Annotated in this window: 24 protein-coding genes and 1 pseudogene; 14 read left to right on the forward strand and 11 right to left on the reverse strand. The window is 70.9% G+C overall.

The window, feature by feature from the left end; genetic code table 11:
* Positions 1-23 precede the first annotated feature (23 nt).
* Genes AC069T_RS25485 through AC069T_RS25495 form a run of 3 tightly spaced genes read right to left on the reverse strand, consistent with a single transcriptional unit; the run spans position 24 to position 3,177 of the window.
* The gene (locus AC069T_RS25485; RefSeq protein WP_478784927.1) at positions 24-500 is read right to left on the reverse strand and encodes an STAS domain-containing protein; all 477 of its coding nucleotides are present in this window, start codon (positions 498-500) and stop codon (positions 24-26) included.
* Positions 497-1,582, reverse strand: a complete 1,086-nt coding sequence (locus AC069T_RS25490; protein WP_478784928.1) for a cobalamin B12-binding domain-containing protein — start codon at positions 1,580-1,582, stop codon at positions 497-499. Before AC069T_RS25490 ends, AC069T_RS25485 begins: the two co-directional genes overlap by 4 nt.
* Positions 1,579-3,177 carry a PP2C family protein-serine/threonine phosphatase gene (locus tag AC069T_RS25495; protein ID WP_478784953.1) on the reverse strand — a complete coding sequence of 533 codons (1,599 nt, stop codon included), beginning with the start codon at positions 3,175-3,177 and terminating at the stop codon, positions 1,579-1,581. Before AC069T_RS25495 ends, AC069T_RS25490 begins: the two co-directional genes overlap by 4 nt.
* Before the next feature lie 902 nt (positions 3,178-4,079).
* Between AC069T_RS25495 and AC069T_RS25500 the strand changes: the two genes are divergently transcribed.
* Positions 4,080-5,240 carry a PP2C family protein-serine/threonine phosphatase gene (locus AC069T_RS25500; RefSeq protein WP_478784929.1) on the forward strand — a complete coding sequence of 387 codons (1,161 nt, stop codon included), beginning with the start codon at positions 4,080-4,082 and terminating at the stop codon, positions 5,238-5,240.
* 152 nt (positions 5,241-5,392) lie between these two features.
* The gene (locus AC069T_RS25505; protein ID WP_478784930.1) at positions 5,393-6,604 is read left to right on the forward strand and encodes a PP2C family protein-serine/threonine phosphatase; all 1,212 of its coding nucleotides are present in this window, start codon (positions 5,393-5,395) and stop codon (positions 6,602-6,604) included.
* A 10-nt stretch (positions 6,605-6,614) separates the two neighbouring features.
* Here AC069T_RS25505 and AC069T_RS25510 read toward each other — a convergent pair whose 3' ends face one another.
* Complete coding sequence (locus AC069T_RS25510; protein WP_478784931.1) at positions 6,615-7,118, reverse strand: MarR family winged helix-turn-helix transcriptional regulator; 504 nt, start codon at positions 7,116-7,118, stop codon at positions 6,615-6,617.
* Positions 7,119-7,366: 248 nt separating this feature from the next.
* Between AC069T_RS25510 and AC069T_RS25515 the strand changes: the two genes are divergently transcribed.
* Both AC069T_RS25515 and AC069T_RS25520 read left to right on the forward strand, forming a co-directional pair.
* Positions 7,367-7,510, forward strand: coding sequence for a hypothetical protein (locus tag AC069T_RS25515; protein WP_478784932.1), 144 nt, complete (start codon positions 7,367-7,369; stop codon positions 7,508-7,510).
* A gap of 427 nt (positions 7,511-7,937) precedes the next feature.
* Positions 7,938-8,222 (forward strand): hypothetical protein, encoded by a 285-nt coding sequence (locus AC069T_RS25520; RefSeq protein WP_478784933.1) that lies wholly within the window; start codon positions 7,938-7,940, stop codon positions 8,220-8,222.
* A 150-nt stretch (positions 8,223-8,372) separates the two neighbouring features.
* Here the strand turns inward: AC069T_RS25520 and AC069T_RS25525 are convergent, their stop codons facing one another.
* On the reverse strand, positions 8,373-9,338 hold the full coding sequence (locus AC069T_RS25525) for a magnesium and cobalt transport protein CorA (protein ID WP_478784934.1): 966 nt from the start codon (positions 9,336-9,338) through the stop codon (positions 8,373-8,375).
* A 208-nt stretch (positions 9,339-9,546) separates the two neighbouring features.
* On the opposite strand from AC069T_RS25525, the pseudogene AC069T_RS25530 reads away from it, so the two are divergent.
* Positions 9,547-9,968: pseudogene (locus AC069T_RS25530) on the forward strand (Hsp20/alpha crystallin family protein).
* Positions 9,969-10,083: 115 nt separating this feature from the next.
* Positions 10,084-10,479, forward strand: coding sequence for a DUF2267 domain-containing protein (locus tag AC069T_RS25535; protein WP_478784935.1), 396 nt, complete (start codon positions 10,084-10,086; stop codon positions 10,477-10,479).
* Positions 10,480-10,562: 83 nt separating this feature from the next.
* Here AC069T_RS25535 and AC069T_RS25540 read toward each other — a convergent pair whose 3' ends face one another.
* On the reverse strand, positions 10,563-11,186 hold the full coding sequence (locus AC069T_RS25540; protein WP_478784936.1) for an NAD(P)-dependent oxidoreductase: 624 nt from the start codon (positions 11,184-11,186) through the stop codon (positions 10,563-10,565).
* A gap of 461 nt (positions 11,187-11,647) precedes the next feature.
* Here AC069T_RS25540 and AC069T_RS25545 point away from each other — a divergent pair, with 461 nt between their 5' ends.
* Complete coding sequence (locus AC069T_RS25545; protein ID WP_478784937.1) at positions 11,648-13,363, forward strand: PP2C family protein-serine/threonine phosphatase; 1,716 nt, start codon at positions 11,648-11,650, stop codon at positions 13,361-13,363.
* Between the two features lie 108 nt (positions 13,364-13,471).
* Here AC069T_RS25545 and AC069T_RS25550 read toward each other — a convergent pair whose 3' ends face one another.
* Entirely contained in the window at positions 13,472-14,089 is a 618-nt protein-coding gene (locus tag AC069T_RS25550) for a GAF and ANTAR domain-containing protein (RefSeq protein ID WP_478784938.1), read from the reverse strand.
* A 355-nt stretch (positions 14,090-14,444) separates the two neighbouring features.
* A complete protein-coding gene (locus tag AC069T_RS25555; protein ID WP_478784939.1) occupies positions 14,445-15,182 on the reverse strand; it encodes an SAM-dependent methyltransferase in 738 nt (245 codons plus the stop codon).
* Positions 15,183-15,456: 274 nt separating this feature from the next.
* On the opposite strand from AC069T_RS25555, the gene AC069T_RS25560 reads away from it, so the two are divergent.
* Entirely contained in the window at positions 15,457-15,681 is a 225-nt protein-coding gene (locus AC069T_RS25560) for a hypothetical protein (RefSeq protein WP_478784940.1), read from the forward strand.
* Between the two features lie 104 nt (positions 15,682-15,785).
* On the opposite strand, the gene AC069T_RS25565 is transcribed toward AC069T_RS25560, so the two are convergent.
* Entirely contained in the window at positions 15,786-16,223 is a 438-nt protein-coding gene (locus AC069T_RS25565; RefSeq protein ID WP_478784941.1) for an ATP-binding protein, read from the reverse strand.
* Positions 16,224-16,463: 240 nt separating this feature from the next.
* Here AC069T_RS25565 and AC069T_RS25570 point away from each other — a divergent pair, with 240 nt between their 5' ends.
* From AC069T_RS25570 to AC069T_RS25590, 5 genes are all read left to right on the forward strand, one after another.
* Positions 16,464-17,003: an Orn/Lys/Arg decarboxylase N-terminal domain-containing protein gene (locus tag AC069T_RS25570; RefSeq protein ID WP_478784942.1), complete on the forward strand. Its 540-nt coding sequence runs from the start codon at positions 16,464-16,466 to the stop codon at positions 17,001-17,003.
* Entirely contained in the window at positions 17,000-18,886 is a 1,887-nt protein-coding gene (locus tag AC069T_RS25575; RefSeq protein WP_478784954.1) for an Orn/Lys/Arg family decarboxylase, read from the forward strand. Before AC069T_RS25570 ends, AC069T_RS25575 begins: the two co-directional genes overlap by 4 nt.
* 34 nt (positions 18,887-18,920) lie before the next feature.
* Positions 18,921-19,064, forward strand: a complete 144-nt coding sequence (locus tag AC069T_RS25580; protein ID WP_478784943.1) for a hypothetical protein — start codon at positions 18,921-18,923, stop codon at positions 19,062-19,064.
* Positions 19,061-19,693 (forward strand): RNA 2',3'-cyclic phosphodiesterase, encoded by a 633-nt coding sequence (gene thpR / locus AC069T_RS25585; RefSeq protein WP_478784944.1) that lies wholly within the window; start codon positions 19,061-19,063, stop codon positions 19,691-19,693. The genes AC069T_RS25580 and thpR overlap by 4 nt, the downstream gene beginning before the upstream one ends.
* Before the next feature lie 182 nt (positions 19,694-19,875).
* Entirely contained in the window at positions 19,876-20,184 is a 309-nt protein-coding gene (locus AC069T_RS25590; protein ID WP_478784945.1) for a hypothetical protein, read from the forward strand.
* 72 nt (positions 20,185-20,256) lie between these two features.
* Here the strand turns inward: AC069T_RS25590 and AC069T_RS25595 are convergent, their stop codons facing one another.
* Entirely contained in the window at positions 20,257-20,631 is a 375-nt protein-coding gene (locus tag AC069T_RS25595; protein ID WP_478784946.1) for a hypothetical protein, read from the reverse strand.
* Positions 20,632-21,107: 476 nt separating this feature from the next.
* Entirely contained in the window at positions 21,108-21,917 is an 810-nt protein-coding gene (locus tag AC069T_RS25600) for an inositol monophosphatase family protein (RefSeq protein WP_478784947.1), read from the reverse strand.
* 127 nt (positions 21,918-22,044) lie between these two features.
* On the opposite strand from AC069T_RS25600, the gene AC069T_RS25605 reads away from it, so the two are divergent.
* A complete protein-coding gene (locus tag AC069T_RS25605) occupies positions 22,045-22,950 on the forward strand; it encodes a LysR family transcriptional regulator (protein WP_478784948.1) in 906 nt (301 codons plus the stop codon).
* The last annotated feature ends 126 nt before the right edge of the window (positions 22,951-23,076 follow it).

Raw genomic sequence — 23,076 nt, forward strand, 5'->3', positions numbered from 1 at the left:
TGTCGTGCGCGCGCGTTCGGATGTCAGCTGCTGGTGTCCGGCCCGGCGGGACCGTGACCCTGGGCGGTGCGGTCCGCGGACACGCCGTCCTGAGGCGTATGACGGTATGCCATGCGGTGGGACCGGGCGTAATCACCGGCCGGTTCGCCCTCGTGACCGGGGGCGAGGTGGTCCAGGGCGCCGGTGATGTCCAGCATCCGTTCGAGTGCCGGTCCACGGTCGTCGAGGTGCAGGGCGACCTGCGCGGCGGTGGTGCGGCGGTGCAGCATCAGGAGCGCGGCCAGGCCCATCGAGTCGAGGCCCTCGAGGGCGCCGCAGTTCAGGCGCAGGGTGCGCAGGCCGGGGCTGTCGGCCAGGTGCCCGGCGGTCGTGGCCAGGAAGGAGTCCGAGCTGTCGTGGTCCAGGAACCCGTGCACCTCCAGGCGCAGCACGCCTTCGTCGGTGTCGGGTGACGTGATCAGGCGCAGGTACGCGGACTCGAACTCGGCGGGCGGCGTCATGCGGTGTTCCTGGTGTGCGAGGCGGTCACAGGGCCCGTGCCGGCGAGGCGGTCGGCGGCCCTGCCGAGTATGAGTGTGGCGCGGGGGAAGTCCTTGAGCTGTTCGCTCAGGATGTCCAGCGCCGGGTGGAGGGAACGAGCGGGTACGCCCCGGGCGTTGAGGATCCCGGCGGTCCAGACGAGGAAGTCGGAGAACAGCTCCGGGGCGTCGGTGTAGAGGGCCGTGGAGAGGAAGTCCACGATGTGGGCGACGTCCTCGGCCGTGTGCGACCGCTGTGCGGCCGTGTGGTCGCGCATGGCGGGGAAACGCTCTTGCAGTCCGTCCATGACCGCGCGCACCAGGCTGGTGCCGGTGCGGGCGACCATCGTGTATTCCTGGTCGGCCAGGTGCGGCAGGTCGTCGATGGGCTGGTGCGCGGCGGCGGGGCGGGGGAGCGGACCCCGGTCGAGGCGGTCCGCGGCGGCCCTCGCGTCGGGAGCCCAGGCGTCGGCGCCGAGCCGGCGGGCGTACTGGCCGTGGCGGCCGAAGGCGGCTCCGCCGGCCAGGACCGGGGTGCCGGTGGCCTGGACCGCGGTGATCGCGGCGTGCGCGGCCGGCAGCCGGGTGGTGATCGAGCTGGAGAGTGCGACCAGTTCGGGGCCGGTCTGGTGGACATGGGTGATCAGGTGGCTGGTGGGGACCTGGGCGCCGAGATAGTCGACCCGCCGGCCGCGCAGTTTGAGCACTTCGGCCAGCAGCCGGGCGGGCAGGCCGTGCCATTCCCCGTCCACGCAGGCCACGACGACCGTGCCCCGGTCATCGGCGGGGCGGGCGGAGCAGCGGTGGGAGAGGGCGGCGATGGCGCGGTCGCTGATGGCGGAGGCCGCGTGTTCCTGGGCCACGCTGATGCGGTTGGCGGCCCACTCCTCGCCGACTCGGCGCTGGACCGGGGCGATCAGGTCCAGGAGGACACTCTCGGCGGGGACGCCGTCCTCCAGCGCGCCGAAGACCGTGGCCGTGGCCGTCTGCTCGTCGCCGGCGGTGGCTGCCTCCCACAACCGGTCGATCCGGTGCTCGGGCAGGACGGTCGCGGTGGGACTCATGCGGTGAACCTGCCCCGAGTGTGACCGCCCACCGCGCTCAGGTGGTGGGAACTGGGAGCCGCGATGACCATGACGGCCATGTCGTCGTGCGGTTCGGAGCCCACCCACTGCGCGGCGAGCATCTGCACACGCTCCACGACCGCTTCGGCCGGCAGGCCCGCGCACTGGGCCAGCGCGTCCTTCAGCCGTCCCTCACCGAACATCTCGTCCCCCAGCGGACCGCCCACCGCCTCGGTGATGCCGTCGGTGAAGAGCACGCAGAACTCACCCGGCGCCAGCGTCTCGTGCGTGGTCGTCGCACGGGCCTGGGGGAAGACCCCGACCAGGGTGCCGCGGGAGCGTCCTTCCTCGACGGTTCCGTCCCGGCGCACGACGAGGGCCGGCGGATGTCCGGCGCTGGTCACCCGGAGGCGTACGGCGCCCGCTTCGCGCACCGCGGAAACCATGACGAGGGTGGCGAAGCGCGTGTGGTGGGAGTTGAGGAGTGCGCCGTTGAGCAGGTCGATCATCCGCTGGTGGTCGTCCGCCATCGGCAGCAGCGCGTGGAGCGTATTGCGGATCTTCCCGGTGAGGACGGCGGCCTCCAGGCCCTTGCCGCAGACGTCGCCGAGGACCGCGAAGGAGGCCTCGCCCTCGGTGGCGGCGGGATGGACGTCGTAGAAGTCGCCGCCGATGCGCTCGTGGTCCTTCGAGGGACGGTAACCGCCGGCGAAGTCCACGCCCGCGACCTGGTGCAGGACAGGCGGGAGCAGTTCGCGCATCAGGGTCTGGGAGAGCGACGACTGCTCCGCGTACAGACGGGCGGCCGACATCGCGGCGCCGGCGCGGGCGGCGAACAGACGGGCGAAGACCTCCTCCGCCTCGGTGAACGCCATCTCCCCGCTGCGGCGCAGCAGGATCAGGGCCCCGGCGGGCACGCCGTGTCCGGGCAGCGGGGTGACCACGATCGAGCCGACCGGGCCGAATCCCTCGGGTACCACCCAGTCGGGGGCGGAGACCGGGTCGATCCACCGGGAGGGGACGGGCGGGAATCCCTGGAGCGCCTCGGCCAGTCCGGAAACGTCCCGCGGGTCGGCGTTCCGCTGGGCGCGCTGAGGTTCACCGCCGTCCAGGCAGCTGACGACCGGCAGCCGGTGCCCGCTGCGCGGCGCGACGACCAGCGCCGCGTCGGCGAGGTGCTGGGCCGCCAGCTGCGCGATCACGTCCATGCACCGGTCCAGGTTCAGCGAGGAGAGGAGCGTGTTGGACGCCTGGATGAGGAACGCGGTCCGCTCGCGCTCCATCCGCAGGGCTTCGCGGACCAGCCGGTGGTCGGTGTCGTCCACGAGCCACCACACGACATCGCCGTCGGCCTGCGCGGTGGGGTGGGCCTCGAAGCTCCGCTCTCCCACCGCGCCCGACGCCACTGCGGTCCCGCCAGGACCACGGGCCCCCCGCAGCGTGTGAGCGTCGGCCAGCCATGCCGGTACGTTCCCGGCCAGGCCCATGCCGGGACCCATGCCGGGGAAGAGTCCGGCGGCCTGCGGGTTGACGTGCCGTACTGTGCCGGCGGGATCCACGACCAGGACGGGGTAGGGCACGGAGGTCCATGCCATGTGCGCCGGCGCGTGCGCGCTCTCGGCGTGTGCCTGCTGGGTGGAAGTCACAACCACGAAGGCCCGCTGCGCGAACCCCTCACCTCATCCGGTCGAAGAATTATTGCCGTTCGGCAACCATCCTCCATCGGCCCCCTCCTGTGCAAGCCGCCCCCGCCGGTACCTCCGTTGAGCAGGCATCCCGGCGGCGTAGGGCCTGTCGGGGGAGGGGGGAACCGTCTGTGCGGTGATGAGGCGATGACGTCTTCTCTTGCTATCCATGCAGGTCAGCGGCCGGACGACCCGTTCCGGCGGGGTGTGCGATGCTGCCCGTACACAAGAAGTGAAGAACCTGGGGAGAAGCTGAAACGGTCAAGGCCTCCGGGTCCCACCCGCCGCCGTGGGCGTCGGCCGCGAGTCGCGTCGGTAGCGGCCGAGGCGGCCTCGCCGGTTTCTCCGGCGTACGCAGGCACGATGCGCTCGGCGGGACACGACTCTTGTCGTTTGACAATTATAGCTGTTGGGCAACAAAGTGGCCGCGGTGGACGCGTGGGGGAGAGGACTGGAATGTTCCGGTGGACGCGCACTGATCGGCGGTGCGCCGGCCGTTGGCGCCCCGCGCGGCCGACGGACCCGGTGCCGCGTCGCGGGAGTTCAGGCGGACCGGGCGTCGGCGTCGTGGTGCGTCTGGACGGCCACGACGTCGCAGCGGGCCTCCGGGCCTCCAGCGGGGGCGCTCCGGGTGCGGGCGCCAGGGCCGGAAGGCGGCCTTTGTCACACCCCCGCAGGCGCTGGGGCGGCTGTCGGCGCACCGGGCGTGTGGCCCGGCTGCAGATGACGTGAACGAGCGGCAGGGCCTGCCGAACGGCTCATCCCTGGGCGAGGCCTTCAAGACCCGGCAAGAGATTGGTGTTCCCTCCATCGTGAACAGATTTGTGGCCGCTGAACGCGCCCTGCGTACGGCGGCACCCCATGAGCTGCTCGACGCCGTCCGGCGTGTGCTGGCCGAGCGGTATGCGGCGGAATCCGTCGAACTCTTCATGGCCGACTACGGTCTGACCGTGCTGCAGCCGGTGTCCGTGCTCCCGCACACCACGGAGCCGGTCTCGGCCCACGGCAGTCCCGCGGGCCGCGCCTTCGGCGCTCAGGAGCCCTTCGTGGAAACGGCCCCGGGTGACCTGGCACGTGTGCACCTGCCGGTCACGGTGCGCGGTGACCGGCTCGGCGTACTGTCCGTCACCCTGCCCGGGGGAGGCCACGTCGAGGACACCCTGGCGGAACTGACGGACATCGCGCAGGTGCTCGCCCACGAGGTTGTCGTGGCCGAGCGGGACACCGACCTGTACATGCAGGCGCGGCGCAAGGACCGGCTGACGCTGGCCGCGGAGATGCAGTGGCAGCTGCTGCCCGGCCGCTCCTGCGCCCGGCCCGAGTACGAGCTCGGCGCCCAGCTGGAACCCGCGTACGCCATCTTCGGGGACAACTTCGACTGGTCCGCGACGGCGGACCACCTGATGCTCTACGTCAGCAACGGCATGGGGGAGGGAATCGAGGCCTCCCTGCTGACGAACCTGGCGATCAACGCCCTCCGCAACGCGCGACGGGCCGGCATTCCCCTCGCCGACCAGGCGGCCCTGGGGGACCAGGCCGTCTACGCCCATTACCGGGGTGAGCGCTACCTCTCCGTGCTCATGCTCGAATTCGAACTGGCCACCGGGCGGGTGTCGGTGGTGGACGCCGGCTCGCCCCAGATGCTGCGGCTGCGCCGGGGCACGGTCGAACGCGTCCTCCTGGACGCGCAGCTGCCGCTCGGCATGTTCGAGGAGACGGACTACGTCATCCAGGAGTCCCACGTCGAGCCCGGCGACCGACTGATCTTCGTCAGCGACGGGGTCTACTCGGTCGCGTCACCCCGAGGGGAGGCGTACGGGGACGCCGCGCTGGCCCGGGCGATCCAGGCCACGCGCCTGCTGCCCGCCGCCGAGGTTCCGCGCGCCATCCTGCGTGAACTGACCGGTCACCGCGGCCAGTCCGTGCCGGAAGACGACGCGCTGGTGGTCTGTCTGGACTGGCTGGGGCGATGAACGAGAGGTCATGCACGCAGCTGACGTGAGCTGTGCCGACGCAGTGCCGAAGCAGGACGCGTCCCGGAAACCGGCGGCGCGGAGCCACGCGATAACGTGAGCACTGCCGAAGTGAAAACGTGGGGACTGCCGAAGAGAAGAGGGTGGTCGCCATGACCGCAGCGCAACCGGAGCCATCCGCCGAAAGCCTGCTGCGAGCGGCCCCGCCACACGCTCTCGTCGCCACGGCACGTCAGCTGCTGACCGACCGGTTCGGAGCCCAGGAGACGACCCTGCTCCTCGCCGACTACGGACTCAGTGTTCTGCAGTCGGTCACCCACCTCCCGCACACGGAAACCCCCGTGTCCGCACACGAGGCACCGGCCGGCCGGGCCTTCGTCACCCAGACCCCGGTCGTCGAAGTCACCGACCGCGCCTCGGCGTCCGATCTCATCCACCTGCCCATGACCGTCCGGGGCGATCGGCTCGGAGTCCTGTCCGTGCGCATGCCGCGCTGCGCGACCGGTACGGCCACCGTGCTGCGCCTCGCGGAGTTCGCCACCGCGCTGGGACACGAAGTCACCACCGCCGACCGCGACACGGACCTCTACCTCCAGGCCCGGCGAACCCGGCGTCTCACGCTCGCCGCCGAAATGCAGTGGCAGCTCCTGCCCGGCCGTGGCTGCGCCCGCCAGGAGTACGTCATCGGCGCCCACCTGGAACCCGCCTACGCCGTCGGCGGAGACAACTTCGACTGGTCGACCGGCGCCGACCACCTCACCCTCACCGTCACCGACGGAATGGGCTGGGGCGTCGACGCCTCCCTTCTGACCAGCCTGTCCGTGGGCGCACTCCGCAACGCCCGACGCGCGGGCCTTGGCCTCGCCGACCAGGCCTGCCTCGCCGACCAGGCCCTCTTCGCCCAGTACGGCGGCAAGCTGCACGCCTCCACCCTGCTGCTGGACTTCGACCTGGACACGGGAGCCGTACTGGCCGTGGACGCGGGCTCGCCGCAGCTCTTCCGGCAGCGGGGCGGCACGGTCGAGCACATCGCCCTGGACGCACAGCTCCCCCTGGGCATGTTCGAAGAGACCCCCTACGAGGAGCAGACCTTCCAGGTGGAGCCGGGCGACCGGCTGATCGCCGTCAGCACGGGGGTGCACGGCGCACGCTCCGCCGACGGAGACCTCTTCGGCGAACGGGCCCTGCGCCAGACGCTCGGCGCCGTCCGGGCTGCTCCGCCGCACGAAGCCGCGCGAGCTGTCGTCTCCGGCCTGATCGAGCACTTCGGCAGCAACGCCCTGTCGGCCGACGCGGCCGTGGTGTGCCTCGACTGGAACGGCCGCCAGGCCGGTACGGCCCGGCGCGACATCCCGGATCAGTGACCGGCCGGCGTCACACCGGCCCCGGCTCCCCGGCAGGCTCGCCCCCGCGTTCTGCCGCCAGGAACGCCTGCATCCCCCGGTTCAGTGCCGCCCGGTCGGCCTGCGACATTCCGTACAGCGCCGTCGTGAGCGCCGCCGTCCGGCGGCGGGCCACGCCGTCGAGCACGTGCCGCCCCCGCGCGGTCAGACTGAGCCGCACTTCGCGACGCCGGAACGGGTGAAGGGTGCGTTCGAGGAGTCCCGCCGCCTCGAGCCGGTCGCACAGCCGACTCGCCGTGGACAGCCCCAGGCCGAGCCGTTCGGCCAGCGCGGTGAGGTTGGCGCCAGGGGCCGCGGCCAGCGTGTGCAAGGCTCGCAACTGGTGCATGGACAGACGGAGCGGCGACTGTTGGACGGCGGCCGACCACAGCGTCGTCAGACGTTCCACGGCATCGGCGATGCCCAGGGCGACAGCCTCGGCGCCGTCTCCCGCTTCCCGCGCCCGGTCGTCGGCAGGGACGTCGCGGTGAGTCACTAGACGCCACTTTCATCAAACTTGGTCTCTCGATGCACTTCAGGCCGGCACCCGTGCAGACGCTGCTACCCGCAAACCCCACGTCCAAGCACCGACACGAAGGACCGGGCCAGGACAGTGCTTCGCCGCGCGGACCTTTTCGACCCGCCGCGAAGGGTCACCCATCCGCAAACCCGGCAGCGACGTATTACCTGTGGACCCGCCGTTTCATCGGCGACTTCCGCCAAGTGCGGGAAGGAGGCGAGGTCGTGATGACGGACGAGGAGTTCGGGAAGCTCATCGCGCAGGCCCGTCAGGAAGCGGAGCGAACCAGGCTTCCCCCGTCCCAGGTGGACGACACGGAGTACGCGATGCTCGCGCGGCACGCCGAGTTCGGAGCCTGCGCACACTGACGGCCCCACGTGCGGCGGACACCCCGTGCGGGGAGATGGCCCACGCGAGTGACCGGGGCCGCGCTGTTGCCGCAGTTGCCTGCAAGGGGCTTAACCCCGCCGCCGGCTGCCTCCGACGGCGGCCAGTCCCCCCGGGGCCCCGGGGGGAACGTCCCGTGTGCCGGTCGGTCACGATCGTCGCCGAGCACCAATCCGCCCGGCTCCCCGCAACGGATCCCCTTGGAGGTGCCGTCGGATCGGGCCCGCGACATCGATGAAGCACGCCACGCCACCGGATCGCCGACCGCTCCGGTGAAGGCCTGCGGACAGGAGCACCATGTCGGACTCGGATCATGAACGACCGCACGTGCAACGCCTCACGTGCCCGGACTGCACAGCCGGTCCCAGCCCCGAGAACACCTCTGTCCGGACCGGCTGCCCCGACGGAATGACCGAGGTCTGGCACACCGCCGACTGCCCTGAACTCGCCGTGCAGTGCATCCTCACCGAAGACCGGATGCGCCGCGCCAGAGAAGCCCACGCGCAGAGCGCGTTCTCCGGCGGCGTGCAGCGCCTGCACGCCGCGGTGATCGACTTCGACACCGATCCCGCCGCCGCGCCGTTCATCTCCGCGCTGTTGAAGCTGGTCGGCGCCCAGGCCCGGAACGTCGACCGCCCGGTGCCGCTGAGCCGGTGGGCGGAGATCCTGGACGAGTTCTTCCCGGACGGATGAGACGCGGTCGGCCGCACGCCCGGCGTGCGAGGGTCCGGCCGGCCAGAAGCCTTTCCATGCTGTGAAGCGGTCGGGGATTCGGCTTGCCGCATTCGGCGACGACATGATGACGGCCTCGTGTGGGGCCGTCTCCGGGCCGCGTTCGGAGCGTCACAGCCAGCCGTTGCGGCGGAACGTCCGGTGCAGCAGCGTGGCGGCGGTCACCATGACGGCGATGGCGAGCGGATACCCGTACGTCCAGCTCAGTTCCGGCATATGGGCGAAGTTCATGCCGTAGATGCCGGCGATGAGGGTGGGGGTCGCCAGGATCGCGGCCCAGGCCGAGATGCGGCGCATGTCGTCGTTCTGCCATGTGCCCACCCGGGCGAGGTGCGCGTCGAGGACCGAGTTCAGGAGTTCGTCCAGCGAGCGCACCTCGGTGTCGGTCCGGTGCAGGTGGTCGGAAACGTCGCGGAAGTACGGGAGCATCTCCGCGGGCCACTCCGCGCGAGGACCGGCGAAGTCCTGCACGACGGGCACCAGGGGCTGCACGGCATCCTGGAACTCCAGGACCTCCCGTTTGAGCGAGTAGATCTGCTCGGTCAGATCCTCCCGGCCGGGCGCGAAGACGCAGCGCTCCAGCGCGGTCAGGTCGGTGCGGACCTGCACGGAGGCCTCGAGGTAGGAATCGACCACCGTGTCCAGGACGGCGTGCAGCACCGCCGTGGGGCCGAACCGCTGCATCTCCGGGGTCCGGCTCAGCCGTCGGGCCGCCTCGACGGTCGGATCGACGGAGCCGTGGCGGACGGTCAACGCGAACCGGGGGCCGGTGAAGACCATGACCTCCCCGGTCTCCACGTCGTTCCCGTCCTCGAGGTACCACAGCGTCTTCAGCGCCACCACGAGCACATCGCCGTACCGCTCCCGCTTCGGGCGCTGGTGCGCCTGGGCGGCATCCTCCACCGCCAAGGGGTGCAGTCCCAGCGGGACCGCCAGCTCCTCGAGGTCCGCCGGGTCCGGATCGTCCAGATGCACCCAGCAGAACTCCCGCTCCCCGACGCGCTTCAGGCTCGCCAGTACCGCGGCCAGGCCGCCGTCGGTCTGCTCACAGTCCACCTGCTCAGGCGGGTCAGGCAACTCACGATAGATAAGACACCTCATCCCTTACACCTGCACCGATGTGGCGATTGCATGCCTGTGATCTGCGGCCCGTGCCTCTTGGTGATCCGCAGTCGGCAAGAAAACGGACTCAACCTGAGTCGCCTCTTGTCAAGTTTCATGACGCGCGCTATAGAGGAGGTGTCGTTTCCTGCGCATCCTGTCTGCGGAGAGGAGTTGACCGATGATGCTCATGCGAACCGACCCCTTCCGGGAACTGGACCGGCTCACCCAGCAGGTGCTGGGGACCGCGGCGAGGCGGCGGCCATGCCGATGGACGCCTTCCGCGTCGGGGACACCTTCGTCGTCGAGCTGGATCTGCCGGGCGTGGCTCCCGAGAGCATCGACCTGGACGTCGAGCGCAATGTTCTGACGGTCAGGGCCGAACGCCGCCCGAGCTCCGGCGAGGACGCCGAGGTCGTGATCACGGAACGGCCCGCGGGGACGTTCAGCCGCCAGCTCTTCCTAGGCGAGACCCTGGACACCGAACGTATCGACGCCTCCTACGAGGCGGGTGTGCTGCGGCTCGCGATCCCCGTCGCCGACCGGGCGAAGCCCCGCAAGATCGCCATCAGCGGCGGCGGCTCGCGCAAGCAGATCAGCGGCTGAGACCCGCGCACGGAGCGGGCGGGAGCCGGCCGGAGGTTTCCGCCCGCGGTGCCCTACCGCGGTGCCCTGCCGCGGCGCCCTGTGAGGCCCGTCACCCGGAGGCCCGGAGGCTGTCATGCGTATGCACTGGGACGAGTTCATCGCCGCGGTCCAAGAGCGCGGCCAGTACCCCGAACGGGAAGAGGCCGAACGATCCTCCCGTGTCGTTCTCGCTCTGCTGGGTGCTCACCTCGTCGGCGACGTCCGGGCCGAACTGGGCGCCCGGCTCCCCGAGACGATGGCGCTCGTCCTTCTCAACCCCCTGCAGGCCCACGAACCCCTCGCGCCGGAACGGTTCATCCGGGCGACCGCGGCGTGGATCGAAGGTGCCACGGACCAGACCGCGACGTGGGACGTCAGCGCCGTGCTCAGCGTCGTGGCCGACCTCGCGGGAGACAGCCTGACCGGCCGGCTCCTGCTCCAGCTCCCGCCCGGCTACGACCTGCTCTTCGGCCGCCCGCAGGCCGGGTGACCGCCGGCCGGGTCCGGCCGGCGGACTCCGAGGCACGCAAGACCCGGGCGAGCGGCGGATCCCGGTCCCGGGGATGGTCCGGCTCAGCGGTTCTCGAACAGGGCGACGGTGTCCGCGTCGGCGAGTTGCGGGGTTTGCGCCTCCGCCACCATGAGGGCGGCGACGCCCGCACGCGGTGCCCTGGGCGGGATCATCCGAGGTGAGAACTCCCCGGCGCGGATGAGGTGTCCGTTGCCCCGGTAGGGCCCATTGGTCAGCGGCCCGGCGTGGACGGTGGTTCCGCCCGCGTCGCGGACCGTACGGCCGGCGGCGTCCTTGGCGTCCCACTCGTGGCGCAGGACGCGCTTGAGGAGGGCTCCGTTGAACGCGCCGAGCGCCCCTTGGGTGGCGCCCAGGCCCAGTGAGGTCAGCCAGATGACGCGGGGCGCGGCCGACACGATCTGGCGGGCGCCCTCGACGAGAATCGCGGGGTCTTGCTTCTTGGTGATGCCCAGGGCGCTCACGACGACATCGGCGCCGTCGACAGCCGCGGTGACACTGCCGGGTTCGGTCACGTCCGCGCGGACCGTACGCAGGTTTCCGGAGGCGGACGCCTCGATCTGTTCCGGTCGTCTGGCCAGGGCCAGGACGTCATGCCCGCGCTCCAGGGCGTGCGCGATGATCAGGCGGCCGGTCTGTCCGGTGGCTCCGAGTACGGCGATTCTCACGGGATCTCCAGTTGTGGGCAGTGGGAGAGGGGTGGGTGGTGCGGGGCGCGGAGGCGCGGTGCGGTCAGCGCGGGTCGCTTGGCCGAGGGGCGCAGCGGCGCACCGTTGAGGAGAGCTCACTGCCCTGGAGGGCGGAGAAGGCGTTCATGCGTAACTCCTGACGCGGTAAGGGAGATTCGGCCTTCCGGCCGCTTGTCTTCGACGTTAGAAGCAGCCGTGATTAACTTCAAATGCAATCTAGTTACGACTGGAGTTACCTTCATGCAACTGAGTTTGTATCGGCGCTACGACAACGACCCTGTGTCGTCATCGCCGAGCGGCCCCGGGGCACGGTGAGGTCGTCCAGGCCGCCGGATGAGGGTTCCCCGCCGCGACGGGGCATACGGGAATCGGACGCGCGAGGGTTTCTGTTGCGCAGGGGCGGCCGTGACGGGGCCGCTCGATCACCGAGGAGGCAGCACATGGCGGAGCCGGACAGCGCGGACGGAGACGAGAGGCGGGCACGGACAGCGTCGTCCGCCCGGCTCCGGGGTGCGCTGGACGCCATCGGGACCGGTGCGTACGTCGTGGACGAGCAGGGCCGCATCATCGCGGTGAACACCTGCGCCGAACGCATGCTGGGCCGGTCCGCCGCTGAACTCGTCGGCCACGACGCGCACGATCTGCTGCACCGGGGGCCCCAGGGCCGGCCGCTGTCCACGACCCGGTGCGGCATGCGGCACTCGTTCCACGCCGGACTGCCCGCGCAGCGCCACGATGACCACTTCGCCCGCGCCGACGGAACCCTGCTGCACATCTCCTGGCTGATCACCCCCTACGCCCTGGACGACGGCGCGAACGGCACGCTCGTCGTCTTCCACACCCCGGAACAGGCGCCCCCCGCCGGCCCGGACACGGAACGGACCGCGGAACCGCTGAGCGAACTCGAAAGGCTCGCTCTGCTGGCCGAGACCACCACGCGGCTGACAGCCACTCTTGACGTCGACGAAGCGCTGCGCCGGCTGGTCGCGCTGGTCGTGCCCCGGCTCGCGGACTGGGTCGTCATCGACCTGATCACCGAGCGGGACGAGGTGTGGCGTACCGCCGTGGTCGAGGCCGACGGCGACAGTCTCGTGCACCACGAGGAGCTCCAGGGACCGATGCCGCCGATCCCGGAGGAGTCCCTGATGCCGCTGTCCCGGGCCCTGCGTGGTGCCGCCTCCACCCTGACGGGCCCCGAGACCTACCAGCGCGACCCGGACTCCGGTATCGCCGTGGAACAGCGTCGGCTGTTCGACGCCACCGGCATCCACTCCGCCGCCATCGCGCCCATCCGGAGCACCCGGGAGGTCCTGGGAGCCCTCACGCTCGGCCGGGCCAAGACGACGGGGAACTTCACCGGCGCCGATCTCTCCCTGCTGGAGGACATCGCCCGCCGCGCCGGCCTGGCTCTGGACAACGCCCGTCTCTACCAGCGGCAGCGCAAGGTCGCCGAGACCATGCAGAACCACCTGTTGCCTCAGATGCCGCGCGTGGCCGGCCTGCAGATGACGGTCCGCTACCTCCCCGCCCCGGACGCGTCACAGGTCGGCGGCGACTGGTACGACGCCTTCGCCCTGTCCGACCGCGCGACCGCGCTCGTCATCGGAGACGTCGTCGGTCACGACCTGGAGGCAGCGGCGGGGATGGCGCAGCTGCGCAACATGCTCCGCGCGTACGCGTGGTCGCAGAAGGAACCACCCAGCAGGATCGTCGAGCGGCTCGACGAGGCGATCATGCCCATCACCGACGTCACCATGGCCACCCTGATCTTCGGCCGGGTGATCGAGGGGGAGGACGGCCGCTGGGAACTGGCCTGGACCAACGCGGGCCACCCCCCGCCCCTGCTGGTCACCCGGGACGGCCTGGCCCGCTACCTGACCGAGGACCACGGGCTCCTTCTGGGCACCGGCGTCCGCCAGTCCCGGCCGGACGCCAGTACCGAACTGCCGCCCGGATCAACCCTCGTGCTGTACACCGACGGCCTGATCGAAGTACCCGGCCGCACCCTCGACGACGGCTTGGACCGACTGCGTCAACACGCCGCCGCCCTCGCCCACCGTCCCCTGGAGTCCTTCACCGACCTCCTCCTGCACCGAGTCCACCCGCCCGGCCACGACGACGTCGCCCTCCTCGCCCTGCGAACACCCCACCCGTAGCACCCCGTTCAGGGGGCCCTGTCGCGGCGCGTTGAGAGTCGGCCGGCCCGCCGTGGCCTCTTACACGGCACCGGGCGACCCTCCCAGGGGGCCTGGGGGTGTGCGGGGCTACGGCGACTGCGGTGGCTCGCGAAGGACGTCAGCGGTGATGTCCGCCAGCGATCCGCCGGTCCGGAAAGCCCCGGCACGCATGAGCGCCAGCGCGTCCTCAGGAATGAGTCCGCGACGCGCGACCAGGGCACCGACCGCACGCGCGGTGTCGAACCAGTGGGCACGGACGACCTGCTCCGGCTCCCAGGCCGGAGCACTGTCCCCGCTGAGGAGCATGTCGCGGATCGACATCAGAGCGGCCGACACGGCCTCGGCCACGTATTCCGCCTGATCGAGTTCCTCCGTGCTGAGAGCGTGGGTCCGAAGCGACAACAGGTCCACGGCTCCAAGGACGTAGTCGCCGAAGAAGACGGGCAGCGCGTAGACCGCACCGACCTGCGGCAGCCCCTCCCGCATGCTTGCCCCGAACAGGGGCCAAGGCGTCAGCTCGTGACGCAGGTCGTCCACCGCGACCGGCTCCCCCCGGTGAGCGGATGTGATGCAGGGGCCCTCCAGCACGGTGAACTGGATCTCTTCCAGCACCAGGGCGGTGTCGTTCGAGGCGGCGAGAAGCTGGCGGGAGGGGGTGTCGGTGAGCAGCGACAGGTGTGGCTCCGTCCATGCCGAGCCCCTCACACACGGCCGCACACACCTGCCGCGGGAGCTCCTCGGCACAGGCGCTGGCCGCGGCCTTCGCGACCAGCCGTGCCGTCTCCATCACCCTGGCCGTCATCCGGCACTCCGCGCGGGTGGCGCCGCCCGAAGTGCGCGCCTCGCGCGGTCGTCGCCTGCGCGACCTGCGACGCGCCGGTGGTGCGCGAGGCGTGGTGTTCCCGCCGGGTGCTGAGGAGAGGCCATGCGAGCGAAGTACCCGGCCACGCCTGGATCACGCTCGAGGGGACAGCGGCCGGCCGGCCACCGGTCTTCGCGCGCCACCCCGCGTCCCCGCCTGCGTCGCCCTTGTCCCGCTGCCCGGGGCGGCTGGGGCAGGTCAGCCGGGTGTCTCACGGAGGACCAGGCAGACGAAGCCGAAGCTGTCCCGGTAGGAGTGCAGCCATTCGGAGCGGCGGGCCGCGGCTGTCGCGAGCACTTCGGGACTGTCCGGGTCGTCCGGATAATCCAGGGCCCACGCTGCCAGCGATCCCCAGCAGCCCCATTCGTAGTCGTCCAGTTCACGGCGCGTGCTGACGTGGCCGTGGACGGGCGTCCAGCCCTCCGCGGTCACGCGGTCCAAGGTGGTGGCCAGGTCGGTGAAGTCGCCGAGCATGTGGACGGCTTCCGGGGAGGGCGTCTTCTCCCAGAATCCGTCTCCGATCAGGACACGTCCCCCGGGAGCCAGGTGTGTGCGTGCGGCCGCGAGCGTGGGCAGCAGACCGCCGAAGGCGTGGGCGGCGCCGACGCTGAGTACCAGGTCGAAGGAGTGTGCCGGGGCGAAGTCGGCGGCTGCCCGGTGGTGCAGGACCAGGCGCTCCCGGACACCGAGGCTGCTCGCGGCCGCACGGGCTTGGGTCAGCGCCTCTTCCGAGACGTCGACACCCTCGGCGCGCAGTCGAGGGTGGTCGGCCAGCGCGCGAAGAAGCCACTCTCCTTCTCCGCAGCCGAGGTCGAGCACACGCGCGTCAGGCCGGCAAACCCCGTGTTCGAGGAGTTCGCGCACCGAATCGTCGTCGAGCGGGGAGCGAATCGGGTGGCTGGTGTGCGCGATGCTGGACATCCGGTCACGGTTCATCGGCGCAGCCTCGCACCCCCGGGAGAAGATCCGCACCCATATATTCCTGGCTGGATCTCTGTGCGCCCCGTTGTCAACGAGCTTGCGCGGCAGAGATCACAGAGGGCAGCGTGAAAGCCCGCCCCGGAACGAAAAACGGGCGGGATGTGGTGAACCCGTCCCCCCGTCCTGTTCCCCCTGTCGGCCTACGCCAAGTCGCCTGTCCGGTCCTGGCGGGTTCTGATCGACAGGGGGTGCGAGGCCCCGCCGACCGCAATGCCAGGAGGGCACGCCGATGTACGAGATGCACGCGGAAGCGATGCCAGGCCTCGGCGGGCTGGTCTGGCATGTGATCAGCAAGGGAACGCGCGCCAGTGCCCTGTGCGGACGCCGACTTGCGTCACCCGTCTCGCCCGCCCTGTCGGACGGCGAGACACGTGAGGAGCAGTACTGCTCGTCCTGCATGGCGGTTGTCGGTTCAGCGGTGGCGAGCGACCTGCGGCGGCAGACCACCACCTGAGCCGCGCCCGCTCACTGCTTCGGACAGCTGCGCGCGCCGCCGGCCCGGCCAGCGCCGTACGAGCCTGCCACGGCTGTTGTCCCCGCCAGCACCCGCCTTCCCGACTACCAGGGGAGGAAGGTATGGACGGTCTTGCCGCCGCTGCCGGCAACGACGATGACTTCGTCGGCGACGGTGTTGACGAGATGCCAGCCCATCCCTCCATGACCGGTGAAGTCCGCGGGCCGTGCCGCCGGTGCGGTGGGGTTGGTGTCGGTCAGGGAGACGTGCAGGGCCCCGGTCATCAGGGCTTGCAGGGTCAGGGTGAAGGGCCCGGGCGCGAACGCCACGGCGTTGGAGGCCAGTTCGGTGACGACGAGCAGGGCGTCGTCGTGCGCGTCCGGTACGGCGGACGGGTGCATGTGGGCCAGTTGGCGGAGGAAGCCGTCCGCCCCGGCGCGGGCGTCGGCGACATCGGCCGCGGCTCCGTCGAAGCACCAGGTCTGTTCGAGACTGATGGCGGTCAGTAGCCCGGCATCTGCGTCATGTCGATCGGTAGCCACGTCGTGCCCCTTCTCTGGAAGCTGGAGCTTCAGCTACTTCCCGGACATTTCGGCTTTATGCCCGACCGTGCTGGCGGCCATCGGCACACCGCCTGTGGTGGCCGGCCAGCATCTTCCCCGGGTAAAGCTCAGGCCCGCCCGTTCCGTCCTGCGGGTGGTTTCGACCGTTCGGCCACATTTTTGCGCTGTCGGTGCTCGGACACTGAGGCAGAGGCGGCGCCGACCGCCGAGAGGGGTGTCATGGCGGACAGCAGGATTTTGCTCGCGGTACGGGAACGTCCACAGGATGAAGATGCCGACGCGGAGCAGCTGGTGCGCATCGGTGAGGCGATCGAGAAGCACGGCTTCGACGTGCGATGGGCCGCAGGCGTCACGGACGCCGAGGCGGTCCTGCGCACGGAGGCGGGGCTCACCGCGGCACTGGTCGCCTGGGAACTTCCGGGGCAGGGGCAGGGGCAGGGGCAGGACGGAGCGGACGGCGAGCCGGGCGGCGCCGCGGTACTGCGCTCCGTCGGACGGCGCTTCCAGAACCTGCCGGTCTTCCTCGTCATGTCCGACGACGGCGTACGGGACCTGCCGCTGTGGGTCTCGGAAGCGGTCGTCGGCTATGTGTGGCCGCTGGAGGACACTCCGGGTTTCATCGCGGGCCGGATCGTCACCGCAGCGCGGACCTACCAGGATGCCGTCCTGCCGCCGTTCTTCCGGGCGCTGCGCCGTTTCGACGACGCCCACAGTACTCCTGGCACACCCCGGCCCACTCCGGGGGCGTCGCCCTGCTGAAGTCGCCCGCGGGCCGCGCGTTCCACGACTACTTCGGCGAGCGGCTGCTGCGCAGCGACCTGTCGATCTCCGTGGGGGAGCTCGGCTCGCTGTTCGAGCACACCGGCCCGATCGGTGAGGCGGAGCGCAACGCAGCCCGGGTCTTCGGCGCCGGGCTCACCTACTTCGTGCTGCACGGAGACTCCACCTGCAACCGCGTGGTCGGTCACTTCAGTGTCACCCGCGACGAGATCGCGCTGGTGGACCGCAACTGCCACAAGTCGGTGCTGCACGGCCTGGTCGTCTCCGGCGCCCGTCCGGTCTACCTGATCCCCACCCGCAACGGCTACGGCCTGGCGGGGCCGCTGCCCCCGGCGGAGCTCGCAGCGGACGCCGTCGCGGCCCGGATCGCCGCCAACCCCCTGACCCAGGGCGCCGTCTCACCGCACCCTCAGTACGCCGTCTTCACCAACTCCACGTACGACGGCCTCTGTTACGACGCCCCCGCCGCGGCACAGGCGCTCGCGGCGAGCACGCCCCGGCTGCACTTCGACGAGGCATGGTTCGCCTACGCCCGCTTCCATCCCCTCTACGCGGGCCGGTACGGCATGTCGGTGGACGAGGACACCTTCCCGGGCCCGGACCGGCCGACGGTCTTCTCCACCCAGTCCACGCACAAGCTGCTGGCCGCCCTCTCGCAGAGCGCCATGGTCCACGTCAAGCCCGCCCCCAGAGCACCCGTCGAACACGACCGGTTCAACGAGGCGCTGATGATGCACGGCACGACCTCCCCGCTCTACCCGATGATCGCCTCACTGGACGTGGCGACAGCGATGATGGACGGGCCGCAGGGCCGCTGGCTGATCGACGAGGCCGTGACCGAGGCGGTCCGCTTCCGTCAGGAGATGGTCCGCATCCGGCGCCGTATCGAGGAAGCCGGCGACCGGCCGCCCTGGTTCTTCGGCGTGTGGCAACCCGACACGGTCACCGACCCGGCCACCGGCACCCAACTGCCGTTCGACGAGGCCCCCGCCGACCTGCTCCGCACCGAGCCCGCCTGCTGGCAGCTGGAACCAGACGCCGCCTGGCACGGCTTCCCGGGACTCACCGACGGCTACTGCATGCTCGACCCGATCAAAGTCACCCTGACCTGCCCGGGCATCGACGCGACGGGCGAGACCGGCGAGTGGGGCATCCCCGCGCGAGTGCTCACCGCCTACCTGGCCACGCGCCACATCGTCGTCGAGAAGACCGACAGCTACACGACGCTCGTGCTGTTCTCCATGGGCATCACCAAGGGTAAATGGGGCACTCTCCTCGACGCGCTGATGGACTTCAAAGCCCTGTACGACCAGGACGCACCCCTCGACCGGGTCCTGCCCGAACTGGTCGCCGAGCACCCCAGGCGGTACGCGGGACAGACCCTGCGCGAGCTGTGCCAGGACATGCACGACCACCTGCGCTCCGTCCGCCTCGTCGACCTGCTCGACACCGCGTTCCAGCAGCTGCCGGAACCCGTCACCCCGCCGCAGCTGTGCTACCAGAGCCTGATCCGCGGCGGCACCCACCGCGTACGCCTCACCGAGGCGGCCGGCCAGGTGGCCGCCGCCATGATCACCGTCACGCCGCCCGGCATCCCCGTCCTCATGCCCGGCGAGAGCGTCGGCGCCCCCGACGGCCCGCTGCTGCGCTACCTCGCCGCCCTCGAATCCTTCGACCGCCGCTTCCCCGGCTTCCGCAGCGAGACCCACGGCGTGACACTCGACCCCGACACGGGCGACTACCTCATCGAGTGTCTGCGACCGACAGCCGAAGCGGACGAGGCAAGCACCGGCACCCAGGCGCACGGCGCTGTGACGCCGGCCCAACGAAGCCACCCCGAGGAGGCCCGCGAGCGGTCCTGACGGGACCGCGGGGGACGGGCCGGAGGGTGACCCCATGCCAGTCCGACAGGGCACCCTCCGCGCGGTGCCGTCCGTCGCCCTGCCGGCGATGACGGACGAGAAGATCGCCTGTCACGTCGCCGCGGATCGGCCCGCGGTCGCCGTCGCGAAGAAGGTTGCGGTACGAAGTCCGGTGTGAACGATCAGATCAAGTCGACGACGGTTCGTGTATTCATCGCCCTCGCTCCGCCTGACGACGCGAAGGAGGAGCTGTCGCGGGAGCTGCGCCCCGCCTATGACACGTACCCGCACATGCGGTGGAACCGTATTCAGGACTGGCACATCACCCTGGCGTTCCTCGGGGAGCTGTCGGGCGAGGCCGTCCCGCTCCTGCGCCCGCCGCTGGCCGCCCTGGCAGCGGACCGCCAGCCCTTCTCCCTCGCGCTGCGCGGCAGCGGGGACTTCGACGACCGGGTGCTCTGGAGCGGAATCGACGGAGACCTCGACGAACTGCACATGCTCGCCGCCGACGTGCGTACCCTCGTCCGGAACTGCGGGTTCGCCTTCGAAGACCGCCCCCTGCGTCCCCATCTGACGTTGGCCCGTGCCCGTCGAGGAGACCGTTCCTCAGCAGGAGAAATCGCCGAAGAGCTTGCCGGATTCATCGGCCGCCCATGGTCTGCCGAACGTCTGCACCTGGTCGGCGGCAACGTCAGCCGCAGTCACGGGCCGATCCGCTACCGCGACATCGAGGCGTGGTCGTTCGCCGCCGGGCTCCGCGGATCGACTGAACCGAACGGTGATGTGAACAGGAGATCACTCCGGTGAGCCCGGCCTCCCGCAGAGCTCGCGCATCAGGCGCCGCGCGGCCGCAGATCTGACGCCGTTGCCCGCCGTTGCCACTGCTGTCCGTCGGGGGCTCAGCTCGACGAGATGGGCCGGGAGGGCGGGCTGACGTCGGACGGCGGCGTCGAGTGGCGCCGTCGCCGCTCGCTGGCAGACTCGTGCCGGTGACAGCCAAGGCGCGACCGGACCGCACCCCTGACGGGCGGTTCATCATCGTGGGCGGACGGCGCTGGCGGGCGACGGACCCCCTCATTCCCGAGGAGGTTGCCGCACGGCTGCGTTCCCACCTCATGGCGGCCCGGCGCGCGGTCGCAGCCGCTCGTCGTGCCCAGGATCCTGTGGCTGAACGCGCCGCACGCGATCGCGTGCACCTGGCCAAGGTCGCCCTGGGGGAGCGCGGTACGCCCTGGTGGGAACAGAGCGACCAGGAGCGCCGTGCCCGCTGGCGCGAGGGGCTGACGGCACTCGACTGAGCCAGGCCATCGGGCATGCCGACCTTTCGGGTGGGAAAGGCGCGACCCCGTGGGTGGCGGGCCGGGTGGGGATCACGTGCGGACTCGGCCCCACGGTTTGAAGACCGAGAGCACTGTGGCAAAGCTCAGGAGCGCCAGGGCGGTGGCTCCGAGGAACGAGACGAACCAGATGTCCTGCAACGGTTGCTCGCCCGTGGCGAGTTCGGTGATGGGGCCCAGGAAAGCCAGCATCATCGCGCAGGCGACGACGTTGAGGACCAGTTTCACAGCGACCCACCAGAAGCGTACGAGTCCCCACTTGGTCGCCAGCCCCAGCAGGATCCCGGTGAGCAGGCAGATCGTCCCTGCTATGAGGGCCGACAGCAGGAGGGGGGCGACGAAGAAGTCCGCGAGTGAGCAGTATACGGCGGTGCGGTCGTCGCCCGCGCGTACCCAGCCGATCGCCACCAGGACGATGGAGATGACTCGATGCCGATCCAGGCGCCTGCCGAGACGGCATGCGTGACCAGGATGCTCTTGCGCAGCCGGGCCGGGATGGTCCAACGGGCCCGGTGGGGCCGTTGCGGTGAGGTGGTTCGGGCTGTGGTGAGTGTGGTCATGGCCGTCCTGGTCTGTGGATCGTCTCGGGTACGGGTCAGCAGGCAGCGCGGACTGGGCGCCGCGGCCACGCGCGTCCGGGAGCGTGGCCCCGGCGAACATGTGGGCGCACTCACCGTTGATGAAGACGCTCCCGACCGCGACGATGGGCCATGATCTCGGTCAGCTCGGCGACGTCGGAGGGCACGGCGGTCGTCATGCGTTGTTCCTGACGTTCGTAGCGGTGCTGGGAAAAACGGTTGCGGACTCTGCGGGGGCGGTGCGGACTTCCCCGCGGTCCGGGGGAGAGCCACGGTGGTTCGGGCCGGGGAGGTTCGGGCCGGGGGTCAGATCGAGGCGAGGACGTCGAGCGCGGCGGTGTGGATGTGGGGGGCTGCGGCCAGGAAGTCACGGCTGGCCGCGTTCCAGGGCGTGCCGTCCAGGTCGGTGACGGTGCCTCCGGCCTCGGTGACCAGCAGGGCGCCGGCGACGAGGCCGGAGCGGACGTCGGAGAACTGCCAGAAGGCGTCCATGCGTCCGGCGGCGACGTGTATGAGCTGCAGCGTGGCCGGGACGGACACGCGCACGACGAGACCGGCGGTGAGCATGGCGGTGACCGATGCGCCGATGCGGCGGAAGGTGTCGGTGCTCTCGCCGGGCCGGGCCTGGCCAGTGCCGATCAGCGCGGCACCCAGGTCGTTCTTCGCCGACACGGTCAGGGCACGGCCGTTGAGGTGGGCGCCGCCGCCGGCGGTGGCGGTGTAGGTGTCGCCGGTCAGCGGGAGGTGGACGACCGTGAGGACCGGCTGGTTGTCGCGCACCAGAGTGGCGGTGACGGCCCAGTCCGGCATGCCGTGGACGTGATTGATGTTGCCCTCGGCCGGGTCGACGACCCACCACTCGCCCGACGGGAGCGCCCCGCCGGCCAGCTCGTCCTCCACCCACTGCGACCCCGGCCGCGCCCGCAGCAGCGGCTCGCGCATCACGGCGAGGACTGCGTCGTCGTTCGCGTGGATCTCGCCGACGACCTCGTCCAGGCTCACGCCCCGGGCATGGGTCGTGTAGCGCTCCAGCAGGGTGACCCCGGCGTTCTCCACCGCGGCGGTGACCGCGGACAGGAGCGTGGGGTCGAGGTCGAAAGGCACGGCTGTGGTCATGGCGGACTCCCTGAGTTCGGTAGAAGCGGGGGTGTTTCCGGAGGGTGCGTCCCTGCCCCGCATCTCGAAGGTAGAAGCCGCGACTGTTAACAACAAGTGCATGCTTTTCACTCGTATAGTTACTGCCATGCAACTGGATCTGAATCTGCTCACCGCGCTCGACGCGCTGCTGGAGGAGGGAAGCGTCCAGGGTGCCGCGGCCCGCCTCCACGTCACCTCTCCGGCGATGAGCCGCTCGTTGGGCCGTATCCGCAAAGCCACTGGCGACCAGATTCTGGTCCGCACCGGACGCCACATGACTCCCACCACCCGCGCCCTGGCCATGCGCACCGAGGTCCACGCCCTGGTGCAGCAGGCCCACCACCTGCTGTCAGCTCAGACGGAACTCGACCTGGGGACGCTGGAGCGGGTGTTCACCGTCCGCTGGCACGACGCCCTCGCCACCACCTGCGGGACCGCCCTGATCGCCGCGGTGCACCGCCAGGCCCCCGGGGTGCAGCTGCGGCTGACCGCCGAGCCCGGTGACGACACCCCCGAGCTGCGCCGCGGCGAGGTCGACCTCGCCTCCAGCGCCGGCCCGCCGTCCCTGCCCGACATCCGCCACCGCCTCATCGGCCGCGACCGGCTCGTCCTCACCGTCCGCCCGGGCCACTCCCTCGCCGAACAGCCCGTGACCGCCGAGAGGTACGCAGCGGCAGATCACCTCATCGTCTCCCGGCGCGGACGCCTCCACGACCGGATCGACGACGCACTGACCGCACTCGGCCACGAGCGCCGCGTCATCGCCTCCGCCCCCACCACGGCCACCGCACTGCAACTCGCCCGCGAAACCGAGCTCGTGGTCACCCTCCCCGACGCGGCCACCCGCTCCGCCCGCCGCCAACTCGGCCTGACCACGCTTTCGCTGCCGCTCGACCTGCCCGAAGTACCCCTCTACCTGCTCTGGCACCAGCGCCACGACAACGACCCCGCACACGCCTGGCTGCGCGAAACAGCCACCCGAACCCTCCAGGCCCTGTTCGCGCCCTCATAGACGGCGACCCGTCCCACCGTGCACAAGGCCGTGACGGTGATCCACAGAAACGGGTGGGGGGGGGGGGGGGGGGGGGGGGTTCCCCCCCCCCGGGTTGGTTTGTTTCGTTTTTTCCCATAGGGCCAA

Source organism: Streptomyces sp. NPDC043867, assembly GCF_056435845.1.

Excerpts from the sequence above, each read along its gene's own strand:
- AC069T_RS25485 (WP_478784927.1), bottom strand. The coding sequence starts at position 500 with ATGACGCCGCCCGCCGAGTTCGAGTCCGCGTACCTGCGCCTGATCACG.
- AC069T_RS25490 (WP_478784928.1), bottom strand. The coding sequence starts at position 1,582 with ATGAGTCCCACCGCGACCGTCCTGCCCGAGCACCGGATCGACCGGTTG.
- AC069T_RS25495 (WP_478784953.1), bottom strand. The coding sequence starts at position 3,177 with ATGGCATGGACCTCCGTGCCCTACCCCGTCCTGGTCGTGGATCCCGCC.
- AC069T_RS25505 (WP_478784930.1), top strand. The coding sequence starts at position 5,393 with ATGACCGCAGCGCAACCGGAGCCATCCGCCGAAAGCCTGCTGCGAGCG.
- AC069T_RS25520 (WP_478784933.1), top strand. The coding sequence starts at position 7,938 with ATGACCGAGGTCTGGCACACCGCCGACTGCCCTGAACTCGCCGTGCAG.
- AC069T_RS25535 (WP_478784935.1), top strand. The coding sequence starts at position 10,084 with ATGCGTATGCACTGGGACGAGTTCATCGCCGCGGTCCAAGAGCGCGGC.
- AC069T_RS25545 (WP_478784937.1), top strand. The coding sequence starts at position 11,648 with ATGGCGGAGCCGGACAGCGCGGACGGAGACGAGAGGCGGGCACGGACA.
- AC069T_RS25555 (WP_478784939.1), bottom strand. The coding sequence starts at position 15,182 with ATGAACCGTGACCGGATGTCCAGCATCGCGCACACCAGCCACCCGATT.
- AC069T_RS25560 (WP_478784940.1), top strand. The coding sequence starts at position 15,457 with ATGTACGAGATGCACGCGGAAGCGATGCCAGGCCTCGGCGGGCTGGTC.
- AC069T_RS25570 (WP_478784942.1), top strand. The coding sequence starts at position 16,464 with ATGGCGGACAGCAGGATTTTGCTCGCGGTACGGGAACGTCCACAGGAT.
- AC069T_RS25580 (WP_478784943.1), top strand. The coding sequence starts at position 18,921 with ATGCCAGTCCGACAGGGCACCCTCCGCGCGGTGCCGTCCGTCGCCCTG.
- AC069T_RS25600 (WP_478784947.1), bottom strand. The coding sequence starts at position 21,917 with ATGACCACAGCCGTGCCTTTCGACCTCGACCCCACGCTCCTGTCCGCG.
- AC069T_RS25605 (WP_478784948.1), top strand. The coding sequence starts at position 22,045 with ATGCAACTGGATCTGAATCTGCTCACCGCGCTCGACGCGCTGCTGGAG.